Genomic DNA, 26,232 nt, shown 5'->3' with positions numbered 1-26,232 from the left:
GAAACACATGAAAAGAACTCAACACCATCGCCATTTCTCCCCGCTACAACCCCAGCCGGCTTCTGCCGGCTTTTGCTAGCAGGCTGCGATTTGAATCGCAGCTACAATTTGAATCGCAGACGAAACAGACGAAACACATGAAAAGAGCTCAACACCATCGCCATTTCCCCCGCAACAACCTCAGCCGGCTTCTGCCAGCTTTTGCTAGCAGGCTGCGATTTGAATCGCAGCTACAATTTGAATCGCAGACGAAACAGACGAAACAGACGAAACACATGAAAAGAACTCAACACCATCGCCATTTCTCCCCACAACAACCCCAGCCGGCTTCAGCCGGCTTTTGCGATCAGGCTGCGATTTGAATCGCAGCTACAATTTGAATCGCAGACGAAACAGACGAAACACATGAAAAGAACTCAACACCATCGCCATTTCTCCCCGCTACAACCCCAGCCGGCTTCTGCCGGCTTTTGCTATCAGGCTGCGATTTGAATCGCAGCTCTCTCTCACAAACAAATCTTCCCCAACACCGTCGCCGCCGCCGCGCCGGTCACCGCCGGCACATTCCCGGCATGGCCCGACACGGTTTCGTTCGCCAGCAGCGCAAACAAAATCGCCTCCTTGGCCTCGCTGGGCATGCCCAGCGCGCTGGAAGTGGTCACGCTTGCGCCGGCAAACTTCCCGCGCAAGCCCTGCATGATGACGGGATTCTGCGCGCCCCCGCCGCTCACCACCAGCTCTTCAATGCGGCCGGCCTGTTCCTCTAAAAGCTGTGCGCCCCGCCAGATCGTCTCGACCGTCAATGCCGTGGCGGTTGCCACCATGTCCTCATGCGAGAGGAAATGCTGCAATCCACCAAAGATCACTTGTTCGACAAACGCCTGGCCAAACTCCTCGCGGCCGGTGGATTTCGGCAGCGGCCGGTCAAAATAAGGATGCTGCAACAATTGCTGCAGCAACTCCGGTGAAACCCTGCCGGCTGCCGCGACCGCACCGCCGGCATCGAACTCGCGCGCGAACAGCTTCTGCATCAAGCCGTCGATCACCATGTTGGCCGGGCCGGTATCGCAGGCCACCACCTCCTCCAGACTGCCCTCTTTCTGCAACAAAGTCAAATTGGCGATGCCGCCGAGATTCAGAATGCCGCGCGTTTTTTCCGGCGAGCGCAGCAGCAAGAAATCCAGCAGCGGCACCAGCGGCGCGCCCTGGCCGCCGAGCGCCATGTCGGCCGGCCGAAAATCCGCGACGGTGAGAATGCCGGTGCGCTGCGCGATCACGCTGGGCTCGCCGATTTGCAGCGTGCCGCGCGTCGTCACGCCGGTAATCGCCTCGGCATTGGGAAGATGATGAATGGTCTGGCCGTGCGAACCGATCACATCGATTTCTGCGGCCGCAATTCCCGCGGCTGCCGCCAGCGCGAGCGCAGCCTGCGCAAAGCATTCCCCCACCGCAACGTTCAACCGGCAGATTTGATCGACCGTGCCCTGCCCCGGCAGAGAGGCGCGCAGAAGCTGCGCACGAATTTCCGCAGGATAGGAATAATGCTCGAACGCCAGCAGCTTGAATTGCAGGCCCGGCCCGCTGCCGCTGAACCGCACCAACGCCGCGTCGATACCATCCGCCGAAGTACCGGAATTCAGTCCGATGATGATTCGTTCGGGTCGCTGCGCGATCCGCAGCAAGCGCTGCATGGGCTGGCCCAACGTCTTCATGTTCTCCCAAAATGTGTGATCATGCCGTTGCATTGGCAAAGCGCGTAAGGATGGCGGGAAAATAGCGGGAAGCGTGCAGAAATGCAAAGACATTCGCGGCCGTGCGGCGGGGAAGCAAAAACGGCGGCACTCTCCGAATGCCGCCGTTCTGGGAGCTCCTCTCCTTGTGCTCGCAATGCCTCGCAGGGAACTCCGTTTCTCCCGGAGGGTCAGGCCGGCCCTGGTTCAGAGGCCGGCCGGGAGACAGTCCGGGTCTCATCAGCCGCTCACGGCAAGAGCACCATCTTCTTGCGTTGCTGAAAAGCCTCCGTTTTCAGGCTGTAGAAGTACACGCCGGCGGCAACGCGCTGGCCGTGGTCGTCGCGGCCATCCCAGCGCACCACGTGCACACCCGCGGCGAACTCACCGGACACCAAAGTGCGCACAAGCTGGCCGGTGAGGTTGTAAAGCTGAATCGTGACTTGCGTCGCAGCCGGCAAGTCGTAACGAATTGAAGTCTCGGGATTGAAAGGATTGGGATAGTTCTGATGGAGTGCAAAGCGGTCAGGCAAACCGCCTTCGTTCTTCTCCTGCACGCCGGTGATCACCGGTTTGTAGATGATGGTGAAATACTGCGCGCTGTTGCCGGTCACCACAAACGAAGTGGTGCTTTTCATGTCGGCAATGCGAATCACACCACTGCCGTCGAAGCCGTCGCGCAGCTCCCACGTGCCGGCGCCCAGCTTGCTCGCTTCCCAGCTCACCGTGGCGCTGCGCGGAGTGGGCGGCGGCACGTTGCCATGCGGATCGACTTCCAGCACCCATTTCGATTCCGGAGTGTTGATCCCACGCGTGTCCTTCGCAAACGGGCCGTTGGTAAAGTTCAACTCCCACAACTGCAGATTGGTGGTGAATTGCGGAACAGTCGGCGGCGCGGGCAGAGCCGTGGGGCCGCTCGGGCCGGCGCCGATCACCACACTGCTGACGTTGGCCGCCACGCCCACTTCCTCGCCGGTGGAAGTAATCGTTGCCTCCCACGCCAGTTCTCCGGCAGCAGTCGGTTGCGCCTGCGCTGCTTGGCTTGCTTGCGCGAGCCACAGACTGCAGGGCTGCGCGCAGCTCACCCACACGGCCTCACCGGGACGCACCTCGTTGGCCGCGACGTAGCCGGTTTGAGGATCGAAGCGGAACATCGCTTGAATGGCATTGGCCGGCTTGGTCTGCGGCTTGGCCGCCTGATCATGAAGTCCGCCGATCAAGTTCCAGCCCTTGGCCAACCGGTAGCTCGCTTCCGCCACCGGCAATCCTGTAACAGTGGCGGCGCCGGCTTCGGACAAACTCAGCCAGAAACCCATGCCCGGCTCGAGCTGGTCGATGGCTTTGTATCCTTCGCCGGGCACGAACTTGAATGCTGCCTGCGCTTTCGGGAACACCCCGCGCAGCGCCGGCTCGATGCTTTCCACCGGCAGTGAAGCGAGACTCCAGCCTTTGGGTTTGTTCAGCGTCACCGTGCGTTCCAGGAAAGTCGAGCCCACGGTGAAGAAGCCGCTGCTGGTTTCAACCGGCACCGACCCGCCGTTGAATTCGAAATGACCGAACTCGAGCGGCGAGCTCTCGCCGACGTTGCCCACGGCTTCGAACAAGACATTGAGCAGAATGCCATTGCCTTGCAGCGCCGGGCCGGAAGCCTTCAGTTCCACAAGTTCAGCGGCCGGGAGATTGACATCGACGTTCCAGCCGGCGCTCATTGTGTTGTCAACTTCGAGCTTGCCGGTCGGCCGGAGAATCTTGGGATTGAACCTGAGGACGGCGGCAAACGCGCCGAGGTCACGGCCAAACACGTCGCTGTTTACGAAGATCGGAATCCGCACCAACCGTCCCGGCAGCGCGAGGCTGTTCGGCAATGACACTCTGATCGGCTTGCGGTCCTGCTTGAACTGCACGAACGTCGAAGCCACGTTGTAGCGCGAATAGAAATCGCCGCTGAGGTTACTGAAGCCGCTGGCCGTAGTCTCGACGGTGTAACTGCCGCCTTGCCCGATGCGCTCGGTCGTGTTGGCGTAGATGCCGTCGTTGGGCAGGCCGTCGCGGTGCTTGCCGTCGTCGAACAGCGCAAACGACAGGTATTGGTTGTTGGGCAAAGCCAGCTTGGCAGTGACATTCGATTTCAGCACCGGTAGGCCGCGCTCGATCAGCCGCAATTGTACCACCATCGGCACGCCCAAGCCAAACTCTTCAATTGAGAGCACGCCCTGCAGATGAGAATAACCGGAGGCGGAGAGATACATTTTCTCCACCCTTGCCGCGCGGGCCACCACCAGCCACAGACCGCGCTCGGGCTTGCGCACGGTGTAGGAGGCGAGCGTGGCGTCTTCGAGATAATCAATCAAAGGATCACCCGCGGCGACGCCGGGATCAATCGTCTTGCCGCTGGGCGTGCGCAGCTCGAACAACAGAGTCGCCGGTTTGCTGTCGAGTAGAAAACTGAAGCGCATTTCATCCACCGAAGCATCGACGAACACACTGTCGCTGTACTGGTCCTGGTATTTTCTGGAAACATGCCGCATCATCTGCCGGCCGGAGGCGATATTCAAGGAGGCTTGATAGCTCTTGATCAACTCCAAACCGCCGGTAACACTGGTGATGAGATTGGGATCCTCTTGTTTGCCCTGCGGACCCGGCGCGGCACCAAGACCATCGGCGCCGGCAAAGAAATACTGCCCGCCGGTCGTGCTGGCCATGTACTGCAGCGAGTCTTCATCGATGTCCACGCCGGAGGTGGCAAATCCGATGGCATAAACATCCGTGGTTCCCGGCAGCAGCGGCGTCACCTGCCGCACCCACGGCGCAGTGTTGCTCATGCCGTCCGACATCAGAATGATGGCCTGCGGGTAATGCGGCGGCACCGCGAGCAGAAACTGGCCTTGCGCGGTGACCAAACCGCCGCCGATCGAAGTGGCCCCGCCGGCAGTGATGGCATTGATGGCGGTGATGGCATTGTCTTTCACCGCTTCCGAAGTAATGTTGGCGAGATTGAAATTGACGAACACGTTGTGATCATAGCTGGTAACGGTCACGCGGTCGCCGATGTTCATGAGACGCACCACTTGCGCGGCAGCGTTACGGGCCGCGCTCAGCTTGGGCGGCGTCATGCTGCCGGAGCGGTCGATGGAAAGGGCAATGTCCACCGGTTCAGGTTGCAGGATGATGACTTTGCGGGCAATCAGCTCCTGCAGCGCGCGATTGATGTTCAGCCGGCCATAGCCCAACTCCAGCGAATGGCCCAGCCGGGTGGCGTCATGGTTGTAATTGTATCCGCCCACGCGATCGGCACTGACTTGCAGAATATCCTGCACTTCATCGGGCGTGAGTGAAGGATCATAGGAGAGCAGCAGGGCGGCTGCGCCGGCCACGTGCGGCGTGGCGGAGGAGGTGCCGTTGAAATCGCTGACGTAGTCGGTGGGATCGTAACCGTCGGCGCCGGCGCGGTCGGTGGTGAAGATGTGCACGCCGGGCGCGGCAATGTCCAGGCTGTCGCCGCGATTGCTGCCCCACGCGGTCTCGCCATCACAGCTCGTGGGGCTCTTGCGCTCGTCGCACTCACTGGTGGCGCCCACGGCAATCGCTGCTTCCACGCGGGCCGGAAACCGCACTGAGGTTTCGTCAAAATTGCCGGAGGCAAAGCACACGACCACGCCGTCGTTCTTGGCGTTGACAATGGCACTGCGCAGCGCGGTGACGTCGCCGCTGGCGATCCAACTGCAGCTCAACACCATGCCGTCATAGTTGGCTGACATGGCGGCGGCATAGTTGATCGCATCGGCGCGGTTTTGATTCATGCCCGCCGAGAGATTGATGCGCAGCGGCATGATGCGGCAATTATGAGCCACACCGGCCACACCCGTGGCATTGTTGGTCACTGCGGCGGCGATGCCGGCGCAGGCGGTGCCGTGGTTGCCTTCATCATTGGGGTTGTTGTCATCATCGTCAAAATCCCAGCCGAGCAAATCGTCATCGAGACCGTTGCCGTCGTTGTCGATCCCGTCGAGATCACCCGGATCGAGCACCCAGTTGCCGGCCACCAATGCCATGGTCTGGCCGTCGCCGTCCGCATCTTCACCGAGATTCTGCAAGATGTTGGGACGCAGATCGGGATGGTCCCAATCCACGCCGGTGTCGATAATCACCACCACGACATTGGCGTCGCCGCGCTCGATATCCCAGGCTTCGCGCGCGTCGATGTCGGCATCAACAGTGCCGCCGGTGGCGCCGGTGTTGCGCAGTGCCCATTGCTGGGCATAGGAGGCGTCGTTGGGATCAAAAGCAAAATCATTGAAGCCGATGTAGCTGGGTTCGGCGAATTGTACCTGCGGCAGCCGCATGAACTCGCGGATGGTCTCGAACAACTCCATCTCGGGCGGCAGAGCAAGCGTGTAATAGCCCGGCGTCCATTGCTCTTTCACGATGCTGCTGCCGAAGTCGCGGATGATCGCCAGCATTTCGGCCTCGGGCAGACGCGGGTCGAATTGCACGGTGAATTCATCCGGCATGAAATAGCGCGTGTAACCGTCTTGATCGATCATCACCGGACAAACGGCTTGCACGACGCCGCTGGCGCGCAGCCGCGCGGTGGCAGATTCGAAATCGCTGCCGGCGGGCAGGCGGAAGACCCCGAAATGATGTTGGGCGATGGCCTCGTGCAGCAGGGTGAGGCCGGCTTGCGCCGTTGCAGCCTGCACTGTGTTCTGGTCCAGCTTTTTCGGCTGAGCGGCAAACCGGATCATGACTTCATCCGGCTTGGGCGTGAAAGAGAAGTGTTTGCCGAACAGCTTGTCGGTGAAAGAGTAGTCGCTCGGGCTTTGCGTGCGGCCGCTGCGGGTCGCGGTGAGAATCAAGGCACTGCTCGCCACCAGCGTGAACAAGCTCACCAGGACCCATCGCGTCATGGTCACGTTCCTTGCCATTGTGCTCTCCTGTTGAAAATGAAGGGGTGAAAGAGTGCGGCAACTGGCTGGCTGGTTGCCGGTTACTAGTGGTCTGTCACCTTGAAATGTATCGCCACCACCAATGTCATCCTGCAAGGATCCTGTGAAGAGTTGAGCATGGTGCCAAGTATTTCACAAGATCCCCTCTGAATGACACTCGCAATCAAGGGATCGGGACTACAAGAATGGAGTTCCTGCAACGGTTTTTGCCATTGCCTCAAAAGCCTCAGAGTGTCCACGACGCTCGAGGTTTTGGAAACTTCGGCTCAGCCGAGCTTGGAACAATCTCAGACAGACACTAGCTGAATCTTGCGGAGCGCTCGTACTGGTAACAGAACCCGATTGCTGCGGCAATTCTCAGAGAATTTGCGATGGAGTTGCAGTATTCCTGATGGGCGGGAACAATGGACGCGGGCCGAGCCAAGGCTTTGCCTGAAGATTCTTGCGCGGGGACTCATCGGTGGGTTGTTACACTGATTTGGCGAGGCGATTTGTTTGCATGTTGTTCCTCGGAGTCTATTGATGTACCTGGCGTGATGTCAAGGTTTTCACAAGATCCCTTTCGACATGACAGCCGCTGCGCGGCCCTCACATCTTGAAACTGCGGCGGGATTGATCCAGGCTGCTGAGAAAAGGCTCATCCAGCGTGCGGCCGGCCTGCAAGAGCGCGAGCAAAGCGCCGCCGATCACCGGCGGGAAGCGCGGTTCGACCAGCCGCAGGCGCTCTTTCGCCTCGCCCAGTGCCTGCCAAAAGGAGGGCAGCAGCATGTCCTGCCGCCGAAAAAGTCCGCCGAGCAGCGCCAGTGGAATGGTCGGCTGCGTCGTGAATTTCGCCAGCGCAGCGCGGGCATGCCGGCCGAGCGCAAAGCCGGTCTCGGCGATCAGGCGTTGCGCCACCGCGTCGCCGGCCTCGGCTTCGGCAAAAACCAGCGGCGCCAGCTTTGCCATGTGGCCGCGATCAAAGCCGGGTTGATAAATCTTGCTGATGACCAGCTCGATGCTCTCGACTTCAAAATGCCGTTCGAACACGCCGCGGAGACTCGTGGCCTCGCCGCGGCCGTCCCAATCCTGCAGGGCCGCATTGACGGCATTGCGCGCCAATGCGAAACCGCTGCCTTCATCCCCCAGCAGATAACCCCAGCCGCCCACGCGCACAAGCTCGCCGTTCTCGGCGCGGGCAAAGGCAAAGGAGCCGGTGCCCGCACCCACGATGATGCCGGGGCTGCCGGCAAACGCGCCGGTGAGCGCGCTCATGGCATCGCTGTCCACCGTCAGGTGGCGGGCGAGGCCGGCCGCAGCGAGCGCCTCGGTCACGATCTTGCGGTCAGCCGCGCGGCCGATGCCGGTCGAGCACACGCCGGCATAGTCAACCGTTTGCGGCGGAACCTGCGCCTGCTGCTGCAAACGCCGCAACAATTGCAAAATCGGCTCGCTGATGCCGCCGCGCACTTGCGCATAGACCACCGGTTCCGCCTGCGCATAAGCCACCATCACGCCGTCGCCGCGCAGCAGACACCCGCTCAACGCGGTGCCGCCGCCTTCAATGCCGAGAATGAATTCTGCTTTGCTGGGACTCATAAGAGGACTCCTCAGTGATGAGGTGTGGCAATTGCCAGACGCGCCTGCAACACCCGATAGAGCATGGCGAGCACGATGAGCTTGATGACGCTACCCGGCAAAAAAACCAGACAGCCGGCCCACAGCGCCTGCTGGAAAGTGAGGCTGCTCCCCAAAACGAAATTGGCATGCAACCACAGGTAAACGACACCGAAAGTGAAAATCGCTGCCAGGCCGGCGGCATAAGCCAGTATCAAACGCGCGGTGGGCAACGGTGGGAGCTGCAGTCCGCGCCAAGACCGGCCGTGAACCAAGACGCCGGTGATGAAACTGGCAATTGGGAAGCCGAGCAGATAGCCAAACGTCGGTTGCAGCACGTAGGCTGGGCCGCCACCCTGCGTGAACACCGGCAGGCCGGCGAGGCCCAGGCCGAGATAAAGCAATTGGCTGAGGCTGCCGAAAAACGGTCCAAGAATGCTGCCGGAAAGCAAGACGAAGAAATCCTGCAAGCTCAACGGCACCAGCGGCAGCGGAATGCGGACGAAGGCGCCGAACACAGTGAGCGCAGTGAACAAGCTGGTCAGAATCATCGCGCGCAATTTCGCGCGCCGGCTGCCGGCCGCCAGGGTCGGGGGCATCCATGCCTCGTGTGCGATAGTCTGGTGCCCATCCGAAATCGTCGTCTTTTGAACAAAGTGCTCCTGCATCGGCCTGGCCGTTGCATCAAAATCCCAGGCGTTTTCACGACGCCCGGCGTTTTGGAAACCTCGGCACAGCCGAGGTTGGAACGTTTTCGGACAGACACGAATCTGTTTTGCCGATGAGAAGCCGGCGGCAATATACAACCGCGGCTGCGCAAAGTCAAAGGTTGCAACTGGCGGCGGGTTCGGCTATCTTGGCGCTTCGCATTCAAACAAAGAAAAGGAGAGCAGATGAGAAAACTCGCAGGTTGCGTGTGGCTGGGACTGGGGTTGCTGCTGCTGAGCAGTCATGCGACCGGCGCACAAACCGGCACTCGCGTGGCGTTGGTGGTGGAAATTGTCGCCGACTCCGCCAATCATTTGGAGGCGCGGCTGCAAGTTCCCGCCGGCACCAATGGCCGCGATCTGATGGACCGGATATTCAAAATGGAATACGCCAGCTTCTCCCGCCGGTTTGTCACAGGCATCGCCGGCTTTAGAGCCGAATCGCGCCAGCGCCAGTTTTGGAAGCTTGAAATCGATGGCGAGGCAGCAATGGTGGGGATTGCCGAAGTGGTCATCCAGAAGCCGGTGCGGCTGCGCTGGAGTCTGGCGACCTACTAGCACAGCGCCGGATTTGAAAAGCAAGCCGTGCGGGGCGTCAGTTTTCGGAGTAGGCGATTTTCTTCAGCAATTGCTCGCGCGAGATCTTTCGCACGGCGAAATCATCGGCGTCCTGCTTGCGCAGCCGGCAGATCAACTGGTTGGGAGCATCGGGTGGCGCATCGGGCAAGTCAGCGGCAATGACCAGCCATTCTTGCGGCTTGAGTTGGGGCAAAGCGCTGCTCTGATCGGCCAGCGTCTCTGCCAGCCGCGCGCGCAGCCGGGAATATTCTGCCAGCCAGCTTTGCCGGCGCTCGGCGACCAGCCCTTGCATCCTTTGCGCGTGGCGTTCCATGCGGCGTTTCAGCTCGGCCATCACTTGCGCCGCGGTTTTGAACTCTTCGAAAGCCGCGGGCGGTTCTTCCGCGGGCGGTCCAAAATCCTGCCAAAAATCATCGTCAAAGCTTCGCCCCAGGTGGGCATTCGCGAAAACCACCACGCCATAGTTCTCCAAATAAACGCTGCGCGCCTCGCCCGGTCGGTTGGCGAGCGTTCGATCAATCGCCGCGGCAATGGTGGCGAGCGCCGGCTCAGGGTCGCGTAGACGCTGCTGCAGGATGCGGCTGCGAAATTGTGCACGGCTCAACGCGCCGGCACGCAGCGCCTCGAGATCCGGCTTGCGGACCCGCGCGAGCAGTTCCTCGGGCTGACTCTCGAATTGGCGAACCGGCCCTCCACCAAGGCTGAACAATGCGGACCACGCCGGTCCTCCTTCCCGGTAAACCGCTATCTGTTCCTGCTCGCCCAACTGATTGAGTGCATCAGCCCAATCGGTGAAGAAATCAATCAGGGCATCTTCGCCGGTGGCAGTGATCGCGGCACGGTCGTTCTTCATTGGGGTACCGGCCTCCGAAGCATAATACTCCCTGCCGCGCGCAACGCCGGAGCTCTGCTCGTTTTCCAATTCGAAGAAAGCAAAACTGCTGGGGGGCGCCGGGACTTTGAACAGCACGCCGAAGCCGGGCAGGTAGGTGGCCCGCGTGGCAGGCTCGCGCCAATGCAGCGTGCGCGCCGATTGCACGTCCAGCAACCGGTCGAGCACCAATTCCAGAATTTCCAAATCGCGCTGCAAGCGCGCCGGCATGGCCGCCGCAGTCTGCGCCTGCAATGCGCCCTCCGGACGTAGCGCCAGCACGGCTGGAATCAGTAGTGAAAGCAGTCCTTTCCCTCTCATAAGCATTGCGATCTTGCCAGAATTGAATGTCGTTTGCTGGAAACAATCAGGCGCGATTCGACCTCATGCCGGTCTGTTCTTGCGGAATAATCAGCCGTTACATGCGGCAATCTCCGGCAGTCCGCCGCCTCCGGCCAAACGAGTTGCGGCTCAGGGATGCGGCGAGGGATTGCCGACGCGCAGCAGCAGTTGATCCAACATGCGGTCGGTTTGCCGCAAGCGGTTGGCGGTGTTTTGTTCGACCTTTTCGAGGCCGCGGCCCAGCAGCAAAATATCCTGCTGGCGCTGGCGGTTGATTTCCGTGGCCAGATTCACCAGCGTGCGATCGATTTCAGCCTGCTGTTCCTGATAGCGCGCCTGCACCAGTTGGGCAACCAGCTCACGGTTTTCCTGGCGCAACTGCTCGGCCACTTCCGTCTTGAATTGCTCCGTCAATTCCACCTTGGCGCGCGGCGCCAGACTGCTGCGCAACGTGAATTCACCGCCGCGATAATTGACTTCGAGATTGAACAGCGCGCTGGTTACCAGTGCGGCGGCAATTGCGCCGGTGAGGCCCACTGCCAGCCGTGCGCCCAGCGGCGCGCCTTCCGGCAGAATGAGATTCTTGAGGCTGGCCAGCCAATTGGTGCGCGGCTGGACGAAGACCAGGTCGGCCGGCGGCGCCTCCTCCGGCCAGGCGTGCAAGGCCAAGCTGGCGCGGTTCAGCTCCTCGTATTCCCGGCGGCAGGGCTCGCAGTGAGCAAGATGCGTGCGGAGCAGCCGCCCGGTTTCGACGTCGATTTCGTCGTGGAGCAGGTCCATCATCGCAAGTTTGGTATCATCACATTTCATATTGCAGCACCTCGTCATCAAGTTGCCAACGAGTTAGGATTTTTCGCAAGGCTGACAGTCCGTAATACAGCCGCGATTTGACGGTGTTCACCGGCGCGCCCAGGGCTTCGGCGATTTCGGTGAATTTCAGGCCCTGGTATTCTTTCATGATCACAACGACACGCTGCTCTTCCGGAATCTCCTGCAGAGCTTTCTCGATTAGCTCGCGCAGTTCATTGCGGCTCACGATCCGGTCGGGATGCTGGCTGGCTTCCGGAAACAGCGTGAGCGCCGGATTCTTGTGCAGGTCAGCGGAACCGGTTTCCTGCAAATTTTCGAGCGACACCGCCGGCCGGCGGCGGCGCTGCTTGATCCAATCCCGGCAGAGATTAGCCGCGATCTGATGAATCCAGGTCGAGAAGCTCGCGGGCTTGTTGAGCCGGGGCAGGCTGCGATAGACACGCATGAAGACTTGCTGGGTCAGGTCATGCGCTTCTTCGCGGTTGCCGACATACCGGAGCACGAAATTATAGATCGTCTTCTGCCAACGCCACACCAGGGTGTTGAATGCATTGACGTCACCTTTGACGAATTTGCCAATCAGGTCCGCATCTGTCATAAGAACCGCCGTTTTGCTGCGTGAGGCGCTCCCGCCCGCAGCGGACAAGCGCTTGTTTGGTCCACCGGATAGGACGAATGTGAAATGGAAAAAGTTTTAGTTGGGTAATTGCCGCCGCAGGAGCAAATCGCGGAAGCCTCGCGCCAGGGCACGGGCCAACTCGCCGGCTTGGCGGGGTTGGGTGAAGGCCATCCGGACGATTTCACGCGCCGCGCCGTAGCTCACGCCGAATGGAATCGTCAGCCAGTGATACCAACGGGCGTATTTCCAGTAGAACCGGAAGTTGCCGAGCACCTTGTGGTAGGCTTTGTAACTCGCGCCGGCGCTGGCGCTGATCTTGTGCCAGACCTTGGCCTGCGGTTGAAACAGGCAAAGGAAGCCGGCCTGCCGCGCGCGTTGGCACCAATCCGCGTCTTCGGCATACATGTGATAGGACTCATCGAGCAGGCCGATCTTTTCCAGACAGGCGCGGCGCACCAGCAGGGCACAGCCGGTGAGATAGTCCATCGGCTGCGCGGTTGCCAGCGAGGCGTGATCGATCTGGCGCAAGCCGAGATGAGAGATGCGGCCGCTCCACCAATTGATCTTGCCGCCGGCAAACCAAATGAGCTGCGGCTGCTGATGATAATAAATCTTGGGGCCGACCATGCCGACCTCCCGGCGAAACAGCGCCGCCAGCACGAGATGATCAAGGAAATCCGGCGCGACTTCGGTGTCGTTGTTAAGCAGCAGCACGAATTCCGCGCCCGCTGCCAGCGCCATCTGCATGCCTTGATTGTTGGCGCGGGCAAAGCGCTCGTTGCGTGCATTCACCAGAATCCGCGCCTCGGGGAAGGCCCGCCGGATGGCCTCCACGCTGCCGTCGGTCGAAGCGTTGTCGATCACCAGCACTTGATGTGGATGATAGTTGATCTTGCGCAACGAGGCCAGGCAGTTGAGCGTGTCGGCCTTGCCGTTCCAATTAACGATGAGAATCCAGACCAGGGGTTTGGAAGACTCCGGTTCGGAGTGGTGCGGGGCAGTCGTAACGGGTGGAAGCATGGATCGCGGGTCATTCGGAAGGCCGGCCGGCGGGGGCATGGCACCGCCGGCGCTTCACTCCTGCTTTGACGCAAAGCCCAGTTCGGCCTTGATGGAATAAGCCGTCGCGGGCGCGCTGGTGGCGGTGATCATCTCGCCGATCAAGCCGATGGAAAACATCTGCACGCCGATGATCATCAACAGAATGCCGAGAAACAACAGCGGCCGGTTGGTGAGATAGACCGACCAGAACAGCCGCTCGACCGCCAGGTAGGCGGTCACGCCAAAGCCCAGCAAGAAGGAAATGATGCCGGCCAGTCCGAACAGATGCAGCGGCCGTTTGGTGTAGCGCGTGAGAAACAACACCGTCATCAAATCCAAAAAGCCCTTGGTGAAACGTGAAGGCCCAAACTTGCTCTTGCCGTATTTGCGCGGATGGTGCTTGACCTCGATTTCACCGACGCGGAAGCCTTCGCGATGCGCCAGCACCGCGAGATAGCGATGCAGCTCGCCGTACACCGGAATGGTCTGCGTGACTTCGCGGCGATAGGCCTTCAAGCCGCAGTTGATGTCGTGAATGCGCAAACCGGTGAGGCTGCTGGTGACGCGATTGAAGATCTTCGAGGTGAACCGTTTGATGAAGGAATCATAGCGCCGGCGTTTCCAGCCGGAGATGAGATCATAACCGGCTTCGAGTTTCTCCAACAGCGCTTTCATCTCGGCAGGATCGTCCTGCAAGTCGGCATCCATGGTAATGAGAAAGCGGCCACGCGCCCGGCTGAAGGCCGCCGCCAGCGCCGCGGATTTGCCATAGTTGCGGCGAAACTGCAGCACGCGCACACGCGCATCCCGGCGCCGCAGATTCTGCAGCGTCTCGAACGAATCATCCGTCGAGCCATCATCCACGAAGATCATCTCGGCCGCCAGCTTGAGTTCCTGCAAGGCCGCGGCGATTCTTTCATGCAACTCCGGAAGCGACGGTGCCTCATTGTACAATGGCACCACGATGGAAAGCGCGGGTTGCCCGGCATGATCGCGAGAGAAATCACGGCGGCGCGGCTGCCGGCCTCTGTTGTATTCGGCCGCCGCGGCGGAAGAATCTTGCTGCCGGAGATTGGCCGAGGCATTCCCTGCCGCGGCCGGCTGATTCTGTTTCGGCGGGCGGCGGCGATTGCGCGAGGCGCGCCGGCGCCGCGGGGAAGGCTGCGCGCCAGTATCGGGGGAATCATTCATGGTCTGCTGTCCGGTTGGGCGGCTTCGTGGCCGCTCGAATCATGGGCAGGTGGGGCCAACTTGATGCGTTTGGCCGAAGCCGGCACGCGCATGCTGAAGTCTGCCTGCGCCAGATTGCGGTTGAGCGTGACATTGTCATAAAAGATGGTCAGGCGCTCGCGCAACCGCGGCTTGTCGATTTGAATCAGGCGCGGCAGCCAGACGCCGCCCACTTTGCGAAAACTGCGGAACGTCTGCTGCGCATACAAGCCGTTTTCGTCGCGCTGTTCGGCCCTGGTCACGGCGCCGCGGCTGCCGTCGACCCAGTATGTCACCTGCCATTGCTCACGCCGGCCGTCAAAGCGATAGGCGCCTTCCGCCGGCGTCATCGTGAAGGTGCTGTCGAAGGGCGGCAGGATGGTGCCCACCGCGCTGCTCATCAATTCGTCGTAGGAGACTTCCATTTGAAACAACAGCAGCGCCTGCATCTGGCTGAGGTCGCCATAGAAGTAGGTATTTTCCAGCGGCGAATAGGTTTCGAAACGCCGGCCGTCTGCAAAGAAGAAACCGACATCGATGCCGAACACCGCTTCGAGCTTGATGAACATCGAATCCGGTTTGTGCACCAGCACAGTGGCGGGCGCATGCGTTTGCAGCTCGGGTGTGTCGATGATCAAACGGCCGGTGCCGCGAAAGGACTTGACCCGGCGATAGTTTTCCACCACCTGCAAATAGACTTCTTCGGCCGTGGCGTCGGCAGGCAGTTTGCGGGATTTGGAGAAGGCCGCGCACCCCTGCAGCACCAGGCCGCACAACAGCAGGACGGCGCCGGCGCGGCGTAGCCCGCGTGCCGGGAAATGACACCGGCTCATGGCTTATCCCGGCTGGCGCCCAGCTTTTGCTTCACGCTGGCGCGGTTGCCGTCCAGCTCGAGCGCCTTTTGCCAATATTCCCGCGCACGCGCAGGCTGTCCGAGTTTGTCATACACGTCGCCGAGATGCTCCAGCACTTCCGCGGAGTTGTCGCGCACCGCAATGGACTTTTGAATGTACTCTAAAGCAAGCTCGTATTTTCCCATCTGATAATACACCCAGCCGATGGTGTCGAGAAAAGCGCCGTTTTGCGGTTCCTTCACCAGCGCCTGCTTCACCATGGCCAGCGCCTCCTCGAGGCGTTCGCCGCGCTCGGAGAGCGAATAGCTGTAGTTGTTGAGCAGCGTCGCGTCATCGGGCGCGAGCTTGAGCGCATGTTGATAGGCGGAATCCGACTCGGCATGGCGGCCCAGCTCATCCAACGTTGCCGCCAGAGTGCCCCACCAACTCGCGTCAGCGGGATTGCGCGCCACCGCCCGCCGCAGATAAGTCACCGCCTGCTCATGCTGCTGCAACTGGCTCAGGCAGAAACCCAGAAAGAAATTCGCCAGCGGGTTGCCGGGGTCGAGCTCGACTGCGTTTTCGAAGCTTCGCTGCGCCTCCGCCGTGCGATTCAGCAGCAGATTGGAATGACCGTGCATCATCCAGGCCTCGGGCAGCTCGTTTTCGATCTTGAGCGCCTGATCGAGATAACCGACCGCCTGTTCCCAACGCCGGCTGTTGTAGGACAACCGGCCGAGCAGCAAGTAGCCGCGAAAATCCGCGGGCGCGTGCTTGACCCAGCGTTCGTAGGTTGCCTGCGCCCCGGCGGTGTCGCCGCGGCTGAGGTACAGGCGGCCGAGCAACTCCGTGTCATCGATGTCGGAGGAATCGTCCGTCACTTTGCTCTGCAGCGCGGCGATGGCGCGGTTGGTCATTGCTGCTGCCTGCAGGGAATCATTGCGCAGGCGGTAAAGCTCGCTCAATTGCAGCGTCAGGCGGACGTCGCTGGAATCGCGCTGCCAGCGCTGATGCAGCGAGCGCACGACCTGGTCGAGGCTGGCGCGCGCGGCCAGGGTGTCGCCGTTGTCGAGATAGAGCTGATGCAGTTCGACGCGTGCCTCCAGGTCCGTACTGTCCAGCGCGGCGCGCTGCTCGATCAGCGCAATGGCACGGCGGCGGTCGCCGCGCGCGAGGAAAATTTCTTTGAGGCTGTCGCGCACGCGGTCGAATTCGGCATTCTTGGCGAGCGCCTTTTCGTACCAGTCGATCAGGCGCAGTGTGTCGTGCTGGGCGGCGTACACCGAGGACACGGCGAGATAGCCCTGCTCGTCGCCGGGCGCATCCTTGATGAAATAAGCAAAGGCGGCCTCGGCCTCGTCGTAGTTTTTCTCGCTGAGATAGAGCGTGCCGAGCGCAAGCCATTCGCGCGGGCCGGCCTTGCCGAGATCGACCAGCCGCTGCAGCATCTCGATGGCGCGGCGGGAATCGCGCTGCCCCATGCTGAGCGCGGCAAGATTGAACAAGGCGGAGGCATTTTCCGGATCGATCGCCAGGATCGCTTCATATTCGCGGGCGGCCGCGCTGCCCTTGCCCTGCCGTTGGTAGAGATGCGCCAAATTCTCCCGGGGAGGAATGTAGGCAGGATCGAGGCGAAGCGCGCGCTTGAAGGATTGCTCGGCGGTGGGCAAATTGGCGAGCGCCAGATAGGCTTCACCGATGGCGTTCATCAGGGAAGCCGAGGCGGTATCATACACCGCCGCTTCCTGATAGGCGTTGAGCGCAGCGGTGTAATCATCCTGCAACTCGGCGAGCGCGCCGCGGATGACCAGCTCGGCGGCGCGGGGATCGGCCTCGGCCACGGTACGCTCGTGGCGTACGCTCTTTTCGCCCGTCTTTTTGGTCGCGGACGGCGTGCACCCGAGCCAGGCGGCTCCCAACACCAGCGGCAACAACCAGACAACAAAAAATTGCTTCATGTATCTTTCCGGAAAATGGCGGAGATTTCTGCCTTACGTGTTCCCGGCCTTTCACCTCCGCGGCGAAAAGCGAGCTTGGTCAAAAAAACCGAGCGGGTGTGATCTCGTGCATTTTGCGTGCCGCAAAATATGGCGCACGTGCCGGCGAATAACACCGGCATAACCGGCGCGGGCACACGAGAGCGCCTTCATCATGCCGCACACGCGCGCGGCCGATTGAAGCATCGTTAGCTGTGAACGCGTAACTCACGATCTATTCCAGTTTTGTATTTCCAAGCCTTCAATTCTTGCGAAGTGACTTTCATTGTTCGTGGCCAGCGCAAGGCCATTTGAGATCGCTATTCCAGCAATGCGCAAATCAATATCATCCAGGGGTTGTCCACTCTTGCGCAAGCGTGCGTATATCCCGGCCGAGATCGCCGCTGAATCTTGCGTAACTGGGATGATGGTATTTTGGTGGGCAAATTCAAAGAAGGATTCAAGCTGTTTATTCGCATCTTTGTACTCTAATCCACTGACAATCTCGTAGTACGTTATGATGCTGATATTTATTTTGCCGTATTCTTCGAGATACCTTTCAAATCTCTCCTCCAACTTCTCGGTCCCGCGGAAATACATTGCCAGTATATCGGCATCAACTAATGTCGGCTTCACGGTCTCGTCTCCTCGAAAACGCTGCTTGCCGACGCTTGGCTATGTCGCCAATAAACTCATTGTAGGTTTCTTCGGGCAGATCCCGCCAACTGCCGGCAAAACGCATCACTTGATTCGATCTCTTATTCAATATTTGGCTACCCGACCGGAAAGAATGAATAAAACTCAAGATTGCCGGCAGCTCTTCTTCTGGAAGCAGTCTGATCTCTTCCAAAACTAGCTCGCGTACTGTATTGGCTTTCATTTCCATAACTCCGTTCCTTATTGCAGTGCCGTGGTGTTTCTCAATATCTCCGCAAGAAGATATTGAAAGTATTCTTCTTCAGCAATAGTTTATTAGTCGATGGCTTTGATGGGTACCGAATGTTGGTTCTGCAATTTCAGCTCTGCCACGGCTAACAAGAAATTCCGCAGGGGAATTGCTACGGTTTTCGGGTGAGGTGGCGGCGAGGGAGCGACAGGCCGCAAGCTGGTGGACGAGGAGGTTGGCCCGAAGCGAGTCGAACGCGACGATCCGAGACCCCACCGCCCAGGCGACGACAGATGAACCACGCCGCGGTTCATGAAGCTTTTCCAAGTCACAAGGCCAACCCCGGGCCAGGAGGGCAACGGACGGGACCGGCTATTTTGCTTCCCCCTGCAGCCCCAGCGTTGCAGCAACGCTCTGCATCGCTTCGAGACAGTTGGCGATATGCTCATCCAGGGTGAGATTGAGCAGCGCCGCGCCGCGCGTGATGTCTTCCCGGCTGACCTGACGCGCGAAGGCCTTGTCTTTCATTTTTTTCTTCACCGAGCTGACTTCGACCTCGAGCAGGCTTTTGTTGGGCCGCACCAGGGCCACGGCGGTGAGAAAGCCGCATAGCTCGTCCACCGCCAGAATCGTTTTTTCCATCAGCGTCTCGGGCTGCACGCCGGTGTAGTCCGCGTGCGCGAGAATGGCGCGGCAGAGGGCTTCCGGCTCGCCGCGTTCGCGCAGCAGCTTTACCGTTTGATAGGGATGCTCTTCTTTGGAGGGATGCCGCTCGTAATCCATGTCGTGCAAGAGGCCGACCACCGCCCAGGTTTGTTCATCTTCGTTGAATTTGCGGGCGTAGAATCGCATCGCGGCCTCCACGGCCAGCATGTGTTTGCGCAGACTGTCAGAGGCGGTCCACTCGCACATCAACTGATAGGCTTGTTCACGGGTCATGTTACGCTCACTGTGGAGATTTTGCAAAATTGCCGTGCCCCAGGCGGTTGCTGCCCGCGGTGAACGACGGCCATCCGCGCGCGGCCTACTCCACCTGCACCGCGGTGCCGTTGGCAATCACGATCATCATGGTTTCGCCGACGCTGAAGACTTCATAATCCAGATCCACGCCCACGACGGCATTGGCGCCGAGTTGCTCGGCATTGGTCTGCATGTCTTTGAGCGCCAGGCCGCGTGCCGTGACGAGGTTTTTTTCATATTTGCTGGTGCGGCCGCCGACAATGCCGCGCAAGCCGCGAAACAGATCATCCACCAAATTCGAGCCGATGACCGCTTCACCGGTGACAATGCCGAGATAGCGAACGATCTTCCGGCCTGCGATGGTGTCAGTCGTCGTAATCATCATCACGCCTATCTCCCAAGGATGAAACGCAGCGAAATCGGCACGCTGCCGGAAGCAGGACTCAGCGCCAGAGGGTCTGTTCACGCTCCGCGCCCACCGAGACGATGCGCACCGGCGTGTTGGTCAGGCTTTCGAGGCAGCGCAGATAATCCTGTGCCCGCGCCGGCAGTTGTTCAAACGCGCGCGCGCCGCCGGTGGGCGTGCACCAACCCGGCAGCGTTTCATAAACCGGCTCACAATTCTCCAGGATCTGCAAGTCCGCGGGAAAATGCCGCAATTCTTTGCCGCGATAACGGTAGGCCACGCACACGTTGATGGCAGGCAAAGTGTCGAGCACGTCCAGCTTGGTCACTGCCCAGGCGGCAAGGCCGTTGATTTGCACGGCGTAGTTTGCCACCACGGCGTCGAACCAGCCGCAACGCCGCGGCCGGCCGGTGGTGGCGCCAAACTCCGCGCCCAAACTGCGCAAGTCGATGCCGCTGTCTTCGGGGATTTCCGTGGGCAGCGGTCCCATGCCGACCCGCGTGGTATAGGCCTTGACCACGCCCAGCACTTCGTCGATCTGCGTGGGGCCAATGCCCAAGCCGGTGCAGGCGCCGCCGGCAGCGGGGCTGGAGGAGGTGACATAAGGATACGTGCCAAAATCGAGATCCAGCAGCGTGCCTTGTGCGCCTTCGCACAAAATGGACTGGCCGTCGGCAATGCTTTGTTGCAGCAGCCGCGTCACGTCGGTGATGTAGGGATCGAGCAGCTCGTCGAAGCGTTGATACTCGCGCAAAATGTCATCCGGGTCGAGGGGACTGCGGCCGTAGAGCGTGCTCAGCAGCGCGTTCTTCTCCTGCAGATTCTGCTCGATCTTCTTGCGCAGCAGACCGGCCTCGAGTAAATCCACCAGGCGAATGCCCAGGCGCAGCGCCTTGTCCACGTAAGCCGGGCCAATGCCGCGGCCGGTGGTGCCGATTTTCTCGAGCTCGCTCGCCGATTCGCGGCTTTGGTCGAGCAATTTGTGATAGGGCATCACGAGATGGGCGCGATGGCTGAGAAACAAGCGGCCGGGCAGGGTGAGGCCGCGCTGCTGCAGCAGATTCACTTCGGCGAGAAAGGCCACTGGGTCAATCACCACGCCGTTGCCCAGCAGACAGGTGGTGTGGGGATGGAGAATGCCGGAGGGGATGAGATGCAGAACGAATTTCTCGCCGCGGTGCACCACGGTGTGGCCGGCATTGGCACCGCCTTGATAACGCGCCACCACCGCGGCGGTTTCGCTCAGCAAGTCGATAATCTTGCCTTTGCCTTCATCACCCCACTGGGCGCCAATCACGACTTGAACGGGCATGGTAACGGGGAAGTCAAGGATGAGTAGGTGAATTCAAGCGAGCCACTGGTGGAGATGGAGCTGCTGCAGGCCGGGCAACCGCGAGGCGCTGGCCGCACGCCGGCTGGCGCGCGGCCTCACGCGGCCTCAATTGAAACTGGCAATCGCCTGCTCGAGCGATTCATAGGTTTCAAAAACCGTCAGCAGCTTGGTGATCATCAGCAGGTTTTGAATACGCTCGGTGACGTTGGCGAGTTTGAGTTCACCCTGGTTGTTGCGCATCGTGGTCAGGCCGCTGATCAGAATACCCAAGCCCGAGCTGTTCATCCACTCCACGCCGCCGATATCGGCGACGATGTGGATTTTGCCCTTGTCGATCAACTCATGCAGCTTGTCATTGAGCAGACTGGCGTCCGGGCCTCCCATGATCTTGCCGGACAATTCCAGCACCACGATATCACCCACCTGCTTTTCCTGCACATTCATGTCACACCTCTCATGTGTTCAGGGTTGAGCCGCCGGCGATCCACGCGGGCTTACCGGACTCCCACCGGTTTCATCTTGATCTTGGCAGTTTGATGGCGGTGGTACCACTCCACCACCAGCGGCGCCGCGATAAAAATCGAGGAATACGTTCCGATGATGATGCCGGCCAGCATGCAGAATGAAAAGCCGCGAATGACTTCACCGCCGAAGAGGAACAGGATCACCACCACGACCAGCGTCGTGCCGGAGGTCAAGATCGTGCGGCTCAGCGTCTGGTTGATGCTCAGATTGATGACCTTCTCGATGCTCATGGCTTCGCGGCGCAGCAGCACCATATTCTCACGAATGCGATCGTAAACCACAATCGTGTCATTCAAAGAGTAGCCCACCAGCGTGAGGAAGGCGGCGACAATGGCCAGATTGATTTCCATGTTGAAGAGGGAAAACAATCCCAGGGTGATCACCACGTCGTGCACGAGCGCGACCACCGCGCCCACCGCAAAAACGAATTCGAAGCGGATGCTGATGTAGATCAGAATCAGCCCGAGGGCGATGATGATGGCCCAAATCGCGGCGTCGCGCAGCTCTTGCCCAATTTTCGGGCCCACACTGTCCACGGACTGCAAGGTGGGCGCGTCATTGGGGAAGGTCTTCTGCAGGGCGGCAACGATGGCATCCGACACCTGGGTGCCGCTCTCCTGCTGCTGCACGCGGATGAGGAAATCCGTGCGGTCACCGAACTGCTTGATTTCCGCCTTGTTGATTCCCTGCGCCGACAGCGCCTGCCGCACCACCGCCGTTTGCTGGGGGTTTTGGAATTTGACATTCACTTCGGTGCCGCCCAGGAAATCGATGCCGTAGAGCGGGCCGCCTTTGATCAGCAGGGAAACGATGCCTGCCAGGATCATGGTCATTGAAAAGGCGAGGGCGAATTTGAGCCTTCCCAGGAAGTCGATACTCGTTTGCCGAAAGAATTCCATTGACGATTCTACTCCTTCACAGAATGATGGATCTGCCGGATCAAATGCTCAGGGTCGCCACGCGCCGGCGGGTGGTGATGAAATCGAAGATCAACCGCGTCACGACGATGGCCGTAAACATGCTGGCAATAATGCCGATGGAAAGCGTCACCGCAAAGCCGCGAATCGGGCCCGTGCCGAATTGATAGAGCACCAGGGCGGTGAGCAGCGTGGTGATGTTCGAGTCGAAGATCGTCCAGAAGGCGCGGTTATAGCCGGCTTCGATGGCCGCGCGCACGGTCTTGCCGGTGCGCAGCTCTTCCCGAATGCGCTCGAAAATGAGTACGTTGGCATCCACCGCCATGCCGATGGTCAGGATGATGCCGGCCACCCCCGGCAGCGTCAGCGTGGCTTTGAAGAAGGCCAGGGCCGCCATCACCAAAATCACGTTCAACAGCAAAGCCGTCGTGGCGATCAGCCCGGAGAACTTGTAATAGATCACCATGAAGATGACGACCAGGACAAAGCCGAGAATGGCGGAATATTGGCCCTTGGCAATGGAATCACGGCCGAGGGAAGGCCCGACGGTGCGCTCTTCGATGACTTTCATCGGCACCTGCAGCGCGCCGGCGCGCAACACGATGGCGAGATCCTGCGCCTCATCCGCGTTCATGCTGCCGCGAATCACGGCCGAACCGCTGGGAATGCGTTCATCGATGTTGGGCGCCATCACCACTTTGCCGTCCAGCACGATGGCCAGGCGCTTGTTGACGTTGGCCGCGGTCACGCGCGAGAAAATCTTGGCGCCCTGGTCATTCATGCTCATGTTGACCTGCCAGTCGCCCTGCCGCACGACCCCCGAGCCGCTGCTGATGGTGGCCTGCGCCTCGGTGAGATAGGTGCCGGTCAGCTCCGCCTCTTTCTTGAGCAGATAAAGGCGGTAGTATTCATTGTCGGCTACCGGCTCGAATTTGCTGGACCACGCCAGTTCGGCATCCGGCGGGATAACGCGCCTTACTTCCGGGCTGTTGATGATGCGTTCCACCACACGCTGGTTCTTGGACGGGAAGGCGAAATCAGGGCCAAGCGCGGCGCCCAAGGACAGAAACGGCTTTTCGCCGAAAATTTCCTTGTCCACGGCTACAGTGGAATCCGTGCCGGCCGCTTGCTCTGCGGTGGTGTCGCCGCTCAAAATCGAAGAACCGCTGAACAAATCCTTGACGCTGACCTCCTGTTCCTCGCGCACTTTGGCGGCCTGCGCCGCGGTGTCGGCCGCGGTGCTGGCGAGCGCGCTGCTGTCTGTGCTGCCGGCCAGGTCACGTTTCACCGCCGCATCGATCTTGGTGAAAACGTCGTTGACGACTTCGGGATCATAAACCAGTTGGAACTCCAGCAAGGCGGTCTGGCCGATGATGTTCTTGGCGCGGGCGACGTCGGAGATGCCGGCCAGCTCGATCACGATGCGGCGGTCGCCCTGGCGCGTGATGGAAGGCTCGGACACCCCAAACTGGTCGATGCGGTTGCGCAGGATTTCCAGGTTGCGATCGACTGCGTCGGTGGCGTTCTTGCGCAGGTTGTCGATGACTTCGTTGTCCGTCTGCGAGCGCTCGCCGAAATAGCGATTCAAGCGGATCTGCCGGTCGGCCAAACGCTGTCGCAGCACTTCGAAGAAATCGATGTTGGGCTTGGCGGCTTCGGATTCGACTTCGCGCATGATCTCATCGAAGCGCGCGTCCTTGTTTTTCGCCACATCGCGTGCCATCTTGGGAAGGTCGACTTCATAGACCAGGTAAGACCCGCCCTGCAAATCCAGGCCGCGCTTGATCGCCCGGCCTTCGTGTTTGGCCAGCTCATCATTGAGCTTGACCAGCGCTTCAACCTCCCGCAAAGCAGTGGTCAGTTCGCCGTTGCGGTCGTGCAGCGCCTGGCGGACTCTCTGCTCCAGCACGCCTTTGGTCAGCGCCTGATTGATGTCGTCGTATTGAATATTGGTCAGCTTGGTCAATGCATTGGCATGGGCGTCAGCCTTGCCTTTGAGCGAGGTGACGACAAAGGTCGGATACAGCTCATAGATCGCCCAAAGAATCGCCACGGCAATGATGATCGTGCGCAGCGTGTTATTGCGCCTCATGAACGGCTCTGCCTCCAAAAAGTGATCTGCTCGCGTCGCGAGGATTTGGTTTTTGCCAATAAAGTGATGCGTTCAGCCCGCTCCCGACTTCGGCCGGCAGCTCCCGTTGCTGGCTGGATCAAGTGCTTCCAGGCGGGAGTGCGGCGTGTCCAGGCGATGAGCAAGGGCGCGCAAATATTGTGTCCGATGGCGTTTGAAAAATTGAAACGGCTGCCAATATAGATGATTTGCCCTTGAAAGTCAAGCGAAAGGTCGGCTTAAGTCCTTTATCAAAGCGCCTCCACGCCGTTCGCTGGGAGGTTCTCACCGTTCGGCACGCCGGTTTTCAGTGGCGCAAGCGCGCCAGCACGCGATCGACTACCATGCCGAAGTGATCCGTGCCGCCGGCATCGAATTTCTCCGCATAGTTCGGGCAGGTGCCCTCGAGGCACTCGCCTTCACACGTGGCGCAGCCGGGATTGAGGCCGGTTTGTCCGTACTTTCCGCGCAATGCGAAGAGCTTCTCGACCTGTTCCCGCGGCAGCAGCCGCTCACCGCCAAGCTGCCGGGCCACAAACACAATGTGCGCATAGTGCTCCACCCGCTCGAGCCGGTCATAGGCCTCGTCCAGTTCCCTTCCCACCGTCACCACGCCGTGATTGGCCAGCAGAATGGCATCGCTCCGGTGAATCAGCGGCCGCAGAGATTCCGGCAGCTCCGCGGTGGAGGGCGTGCCGTATTCCGCCAGCGGGATCGAACCCAGCGTCGCAATGATCTCCGCCGCAACGCAGGATTCCAGCGAAAGGCCGGCAGAGGCAAAACCGGTGGCGTAAACCGGATGGGCATGCACGACGGCATTTACCTCCGGCCGTTCACGGTAAACAAACAAATGCATGGGCAGCTCGCTGGAAGGCTTGCCACTGCTCAAGAGCCGGCCCTGTAAATCAACCAACACCATGTTTTCCGGCGACATCAGGCCCTTGCTGACGCCGGTGGGCGTGGCAAGGATTGCCCCGCTGGACAACCGCACGCTGAGATTGCCGTCATTGGCGGCAACGAAACCCCGCGCATAGATTCGCTTCCCGATTTCACAGAGACGATACCGGTATCTGCTCTCTTCATCCATGAACATTGACCTCAAGACCCATGGTCGGCAAAGGTTCACCTTCGCATTTGGGGAGTTGACAGGGACAATATGGCCGCGCGGCAGCAACTTTCGCAACATTTTTTTCAAAAATGTGGAAGTGCTGCAACATTTTGTTTGCGTTTAGGCTGCGACGATATTATATTCCGCCCACCATTCGCAAAAAGGACTGGCTCTGTGGAAGAGTCGACCTCAAAACACGAGGATGTGTTGCTCGCTTCCCAGGACGAATCGCTAATCGTTTCGCAAAGTTGTATCCCAATGTTGTCGTAGGTTGGAGTAATCTGTGCCGCGCCAAGGCGTGACACGGATTGCGCACCGCAACATCGACCCCGTTCCCTCCAACCGAGCTGTCATTCTCCAATTGTTCAAAACTCGATTTCGCAGAAGATGAAGCGCTCCGCTTGCGGGCGGACGGCGGTATCTGCTGCAACAAGAGCTGGGGGCGTGGGCGTGGCGCAGACATGATCCAAATCAAATCCCTCGAAGAACAAGCAAGTCCGTGTGATTGAGCTTGGCCGTATGATTCGCCCCAAAGTGAAAGCCCGCTTGCCGATTTCTCCACTGCGCGACACACCTGTTTCATTGGATCATTTTTCATTTTTGCATTTTCACACTGTTATTTTGCCGCCGGGCGCGACCTGGCGTTTCCTGCTTTCGGAGGCGAAGCAGGGAGGACGCAGTTTCTCTGGAAGAAAAAACCGGTGCGCCCAACCAGGGTAGCTGGGCGC

General features: G+C 60.0%; 22 protein-coding genes. 2 read left to right on the top strand and 20 right to left on the bottom strand.

The features are described 5' to 3' along the window. Positions 1-506: 506 nt before the first annotated feature. The 4 genes from L6R21_05715 to L6R21_05700 form a co-directional block, all read right to left on the bottom strand. Entirely contained in the window at positions 507-1,712 is a 1,206-nt protein-coding gene (locus tag L6R21_05715; protein ID MCK6558678.1) for an anhydro-N-acetylmuramic acid kinase, read from the bottom strand. Positions 1,713-1,978: 266 nt separating this feature from the next. Continuing rightward, on the bottom strand, positions 1,979-6,637 hold the full coding sequence (locus tag L6R21_05710) for a S8 family serine peptidase (GenBank protein ID MCK6558677.1): 4,659 nt from the start codon (positions 6,635-6,637) through the stop codon (positions 1,979-1,981). A 627-nt stretch (positions 6,638-7,264) separates the two neighbouring features. After that, positions 7,265-8,254, bottom strand: coding sequence for a hypothetical protein (locus tag L6R21_05705; protein ID MCK6558676.1), 990 nt, complete (start codon positions 8,252-8,254; stop codon positions 7,265-7,267). Positions 8,255-8,265: 11 nt separating this feature from the next. After that, entirely contained in the window at positions 8,266-8,871 is a 606-nt protein-coding gene (locus L6R21_05700) for a biotin transporter BioY (protein ID MCK6558675.1), read from the bottom strand. 294 nt (positions 8,872-9,165) lie between these two features. Here L6R21_05700 and L6R21_05695 point away from each other — a divergent pair, with 294 nt between their 5' ends. Further along, positions 9,166-9,537, top strand: coding sequence for a DUF4430 domain-containing protein (locus tag L6R21_05695; GenBank protein MCK6558674.1), 372 nt, complete (start codon positions 9,166-9,168; stop codon positions 9,535-9,537). Positions 9,538-9,574: 37 nt separating this feature from the next. Here the strand turns inward: L6R21_05695 and L6R21_05690 are convergent, their stop codons facing one another. The 16 genes from L6R21_05690 to L6R21_05615 all read right to left on the bottom strand — a co-directional run bounded on the left by L6R21_05690 (position 9,575) and on the right by L6R21_05615 (position 25,483). Next, positions 9,575-10,750 carry a hypothetical protein gene (locus L6R21_05690; GenBank protein MCK6558673.1) on the bottom strand — a complete coding sequence of 392 codons (1,176 nt, stop codon included), beginning with the start codon at positions 10,748-10,750 and terminating at the stop codon, positions 9,575-9,577. A gap of 150 nt (positions 10,751-10,900) precedes the next feature. Then, positions 10,901-11,581, bottom strand: coding sequence for a zf-HC2 domain-containing protein (locus L6R21_05685; GenBank protein MCK6558672.1), 681 nt, complete (start codon positions 11,579-11,581; stop codon positions 10,901-10,903). After that, complete coding sequence (locus L6R21_05680) at positions 11,571-12,179, bottom strand: sigma-70 family RNA polymerase sigma factor (protein ID MCK6558671.1); 609 nt, start codon at positions 12,177-12,179, stop codon at positions 11,571-11,573. Before L6R21_05680 ends, L6R21_05685 begins: the two co-directional genes overlap by 11 nt. 96 nt (positions 12,180-12,275) lie before the next feature. Beyond that, complete coding sequence (locus L6R21_05675; protein ID MCK6558670.1) at positions 12,276-13,220, bottom strand: glycosyltransferase family 2 protein; 945 nt, start codon at positions 13,218-13,220, stop codon at positions 12,276-12,278. Positions 13,221-13,274: 54 nt separating this feature from the next. Then, positions 13,275-14,432: a glycosyltransferase family 2 protein gene (locus L6R21_05670; protein ID MCK6558669.1), complete on the bottom strand. Its 1,158-nt coding sequence runs from the start codon at positions 14,430-14,432 to the stop codon at positions 13,275-13,277. Further along, positions 14,429-15,283 carry a DUF4292 domain-containing protein gene (locus L6R21_05665; protein MCK6558668.1) on the bottom strand — a complete coding sequence of 285 codons (855 nt, stop codon included), beginning with the start codon at positions 15,281-15,283 and terminating at the stop codon, positions 14,429-14,431. Before L6R21_05665 ends, L6R21_05670 begins: the two co-directional genes overlap by 4 nt. Further along, positions 15,280-17,241, bottom strand: a complete 1,962-nt coding sequence (locus L6R21_05660; protein ID MCK6558667.1) for a tetratricopeptide repeat protein — start codon at positions 17,239-17,241, stop codon at positions 15,280-15,282. Before L6R21_05660 ends, L6R21_05665 begins: the two co-directional genes overlap by 4 nt. Before the next feature lie 246 nt (positions 17,242-17,487). Next, complete coding sequence (locus L6R21_05655; protein MCK6558666.1) at positions 17,488-17,895, bottom strand: type II toxin-antitoxin system VapC family toxin; 408 nt, start codon at positions 17,893-17,895, stop codon at positions 17,488-17,490. After that, a complete protein-coding gene (locus tag L6R21_05650; GenBank protein ID MCK6558665.1) occupies positions 17,876-18,145 on the bottom strand; it encodes a hypothetical protein in 270 nt (89 codons plus the stop codon). Before L6R21_05650 ends, L6R21_05655 begins: the two co-directional genes overlap by 20 nt. Before the next feature lie 372 nt (positions 18,146-18,517). Continuing rightward, the gene (locus L6R21_05645; GenBank protein ID MCK6558664.1) at positions 18,518-19,084 is read right to left on the bottom strand and encodes an HD domain-containing protein; all 567 of its coding nucleotides are present in this window, start codon (positions 19,082-19,084) and stop codon (positions 18,518-18,520) included. A gap of 85 nt (positions 19,085-19,169) precedes the next feature. Then, the gene (locus tag L6R21_05640) at positions 19,170-19,490 is read right to left on the bottom strand and encodes a heavy metal-binding domain-containing protein (GenBank protein MCK6558663.1); all 321 of its coding nucleotides are present in this window, start codon (positions 19,488-19,490) and stop codon (positions 19,170-19,172) included. Between the two features lie 58 nt (positions 19,491-19,548). After that, positions 19,549-20,823 carry an adenylosuccinate synthase gene (locus L6R21_05635; protein ID MCK6558662.1) on the bottom strand — a complete coding sequence of 425 codons (1,275 nt, stop codon included), beginning with the start codon at positions 20,821-20,823 and terminating at the stop codon, positions 19,549-19,551. Between the two features lie 126 nt (positions 20,824-20,949). Continuing rightward, entirely contained in the window at positions 20,950-21,288 is a 339-nt protein-coding gene (locus tag L6R21_05630; GenBank protein MCK6558661.1) for an STAS domain-containing protein, read from the bottom strand. A gap of 50 nt (positions 21,289-21,338) precedes the next feature. Then, positions 21,339-22,268 (bottom strand): protein translocase subunit SecF, encoded by a 930-nt coding sequence (secF, locus tag L6R21_05625; GenBank protein MCK6558660.1) that lies wholly within the window; start codon positions 22,266-22,268, stop codon positions 21,339-21,341. A 40-nt stretch (positions 22,269-22,308) separates the two neighbouring features. Next, a complete protein-coding gene (gene secD, locus L6R21_05620; GenBank protein MCK6558659.1) occupies positions 22,309-24,378 on the bottom strand; it encodes a protein translocase subunit SecD in 2,070 nt (689 codons plus the stop codon). A 325-nt stretch (positions 24,379-24,703) separates the two neighbouring features. Then, positions 24,704-25,483: a class II aldolase/adducin family protein gene (locus L6R21_05615; protein MCK6558658.1), complete on the bottom strand. Its 780-nt coding sequence runs from the start codon at positions 25,481-25,483 to the stop codon at positions 24,704-24,706. A 540-nt stretch (positions 25,484-26,023) separates the two neighbouring features. Between L6R21_05615 and L6R21_05610 the strand changes: the two genes are divergently transcribed. Further along, entirely contained in the window at positions 26,024-26,224 is a 201-nt protein-coding gene (locus L6R21_05610) for a hypothetical protein (GenBank protein ID MCK6558657.1), read from the top strand. Positions 26,225-26,232: the final 8 nt, after the last annotated feature.

The sequence above is a fragment of the bacterium genome, assembly GCA_023150945.1.
Lineage (GTDB): Bacteria > Zhuqueibacterota > Zhuqueibacteria > Zhuqueibacterales > Zhuqueibacteraceae > Coneutiohabitans.
Note: the sequence above shows the minus strand (reverse complement) of the source record. Positions and strands in the feature narration are given on the sequence as shown.

Coding starts and splice junctions, on each gene's coding strand:
- L6R21_05715 (MCK6558678.1), bottom strand. CDS start 1,712: ATGAAGACGTTGGGCCAGCCCATGCAGCGCTTGCTGCGGATCGCGCAG.
- L6R21_05710 (MCK6558677.1), bottom strand. CDS start 6,637: ATGACGCGATGGGTCCTGGTGAGCTTGTTCACGCTGGTGGCGAGCAGT.
- L6R21_05705 (MCK6558676.1), bottom strand. CDS start 8,254: ATGAGTCCCAGCAAAGCAGAATTCATTCTCGGCATTGAAGGCGGCGGC.
- L6R21_05700 (MCK6558675.1), bottom strand. CDS start 8,871: ATGCCCCCGACCCTGGCGGCCGGCAGCCGGCGCGCGAAATTGCGCGCG.
- L6R21_05695 (MCK6558674.1), top strand. CDS start 9,166: ATGAGAAAACTCGCAGGTTGCGTGTGGCTGGGACTGGGGTTGCTGCTG.
- L6R21_05690 (MCK6558673.1), bottom strand. CDS start 10,750: ATGAGAGGGAAAGGACTGCTTTCACTACTGATTCCAGCCGTGCTGGCG.
- L6R21_05685 (MCK6558672.1), bottom strand. CDS start 11,581: ATGAAATGTGATGATACCAAACTTGCGATGATGGACCTGCTCCACGAC.
- L6R21_05680 (MCK6558671.1), bottom strand. CDS start 12,179: ATGACAGATGCGGACCTGATTGGCAAATTCGTCAAAGGTGACGTCAAT.
- L6R21_05675 (MCK6558670.1), bottom strand. CDS start 13,220: ATGCTTCCACCCGTTACGACTGCCCCGCACCACTCCGAACCGGAGTCT.
- L6R21_05670 (MCK6558669.1), bottom strand. CDS start 14,432: ATGAATGATTCCCCCGATACTGGCGCGCAGCCTTCCCCGCGGCGCCGG.
- L6R21_05665 (MCK6558668.1), bottom strand. CDS start 15,283: ATGAGCCGGTGTCATTTCCCGGCACGCGGGCTACGCCGCGCCGGCGCC.
- L6R21_05660 (MCK6558667.1), bottom strand. CDS start 17,241: ATGAAGCAATTTTTTGTTGTCTGGTTGTTGCCGCTGGTGTTGGGAGCC.
- L6R21_05650 (MCK6558665.1), bottom strand. CDS start 18,145: ATGGAAATGAAAGCCAATACAGTACGCGAGCTAGTTTTGGAAGAGATC.
- L6R21_05645 (MCK6558664.1), bottom strand. CDS start 19,084: ATGACCCGTGAACAAGCCTATCAGTTGATGTGCGAGTGGACCGCCTCT.
- L6R21_05640 (MCK6558663.1), bottom strand. CDS start 19,490: ATGATGATTACGACGACTGACACCATCGCAGGCCGGAAGATCGTTCGC.
- L6R21_05635 (MCK6558662.1), bottom strand. CDS start 20,823: ATGCCCGTTCAAGTCGTGATTGGCGCCCAGTGGGGTGATGAAGGCAAA.
- L6R21_05630 (MCK6558661.1), bottom strand. CDS start 21,288: ATGAATGTGCAGGAAAAGCAGGTGGGTGATATCGTGGTGCTGGAATTG.
- secF (MCK6558660.1), bottom strand. CDS start 22,268: ATGGAATTCTTTCGGCAAACGAGTATCGACTTCCTGGGAAGGCTCAAA.
- secD (MCK6558659.1), bottom strand. CDS start 24,378: ATGAGGCGCAATAACACGCTGCGCACGATCATCATTGCCGTGGCGATT.
- L6R21_05615 (MCK6558658.1), bottom strand. CDS start 25,483: ATGGATGAAGAGAGCAGATACCGGTATCGTCTCTGTGAAATCGGGAAG.
- L6R21_05610 (MCK6558657.1), top strand. CDS start 26,024: ATGATTCGCCCCAAAGTGAAAGCCCGCTTGCCGATTTCTCCACTGCGC.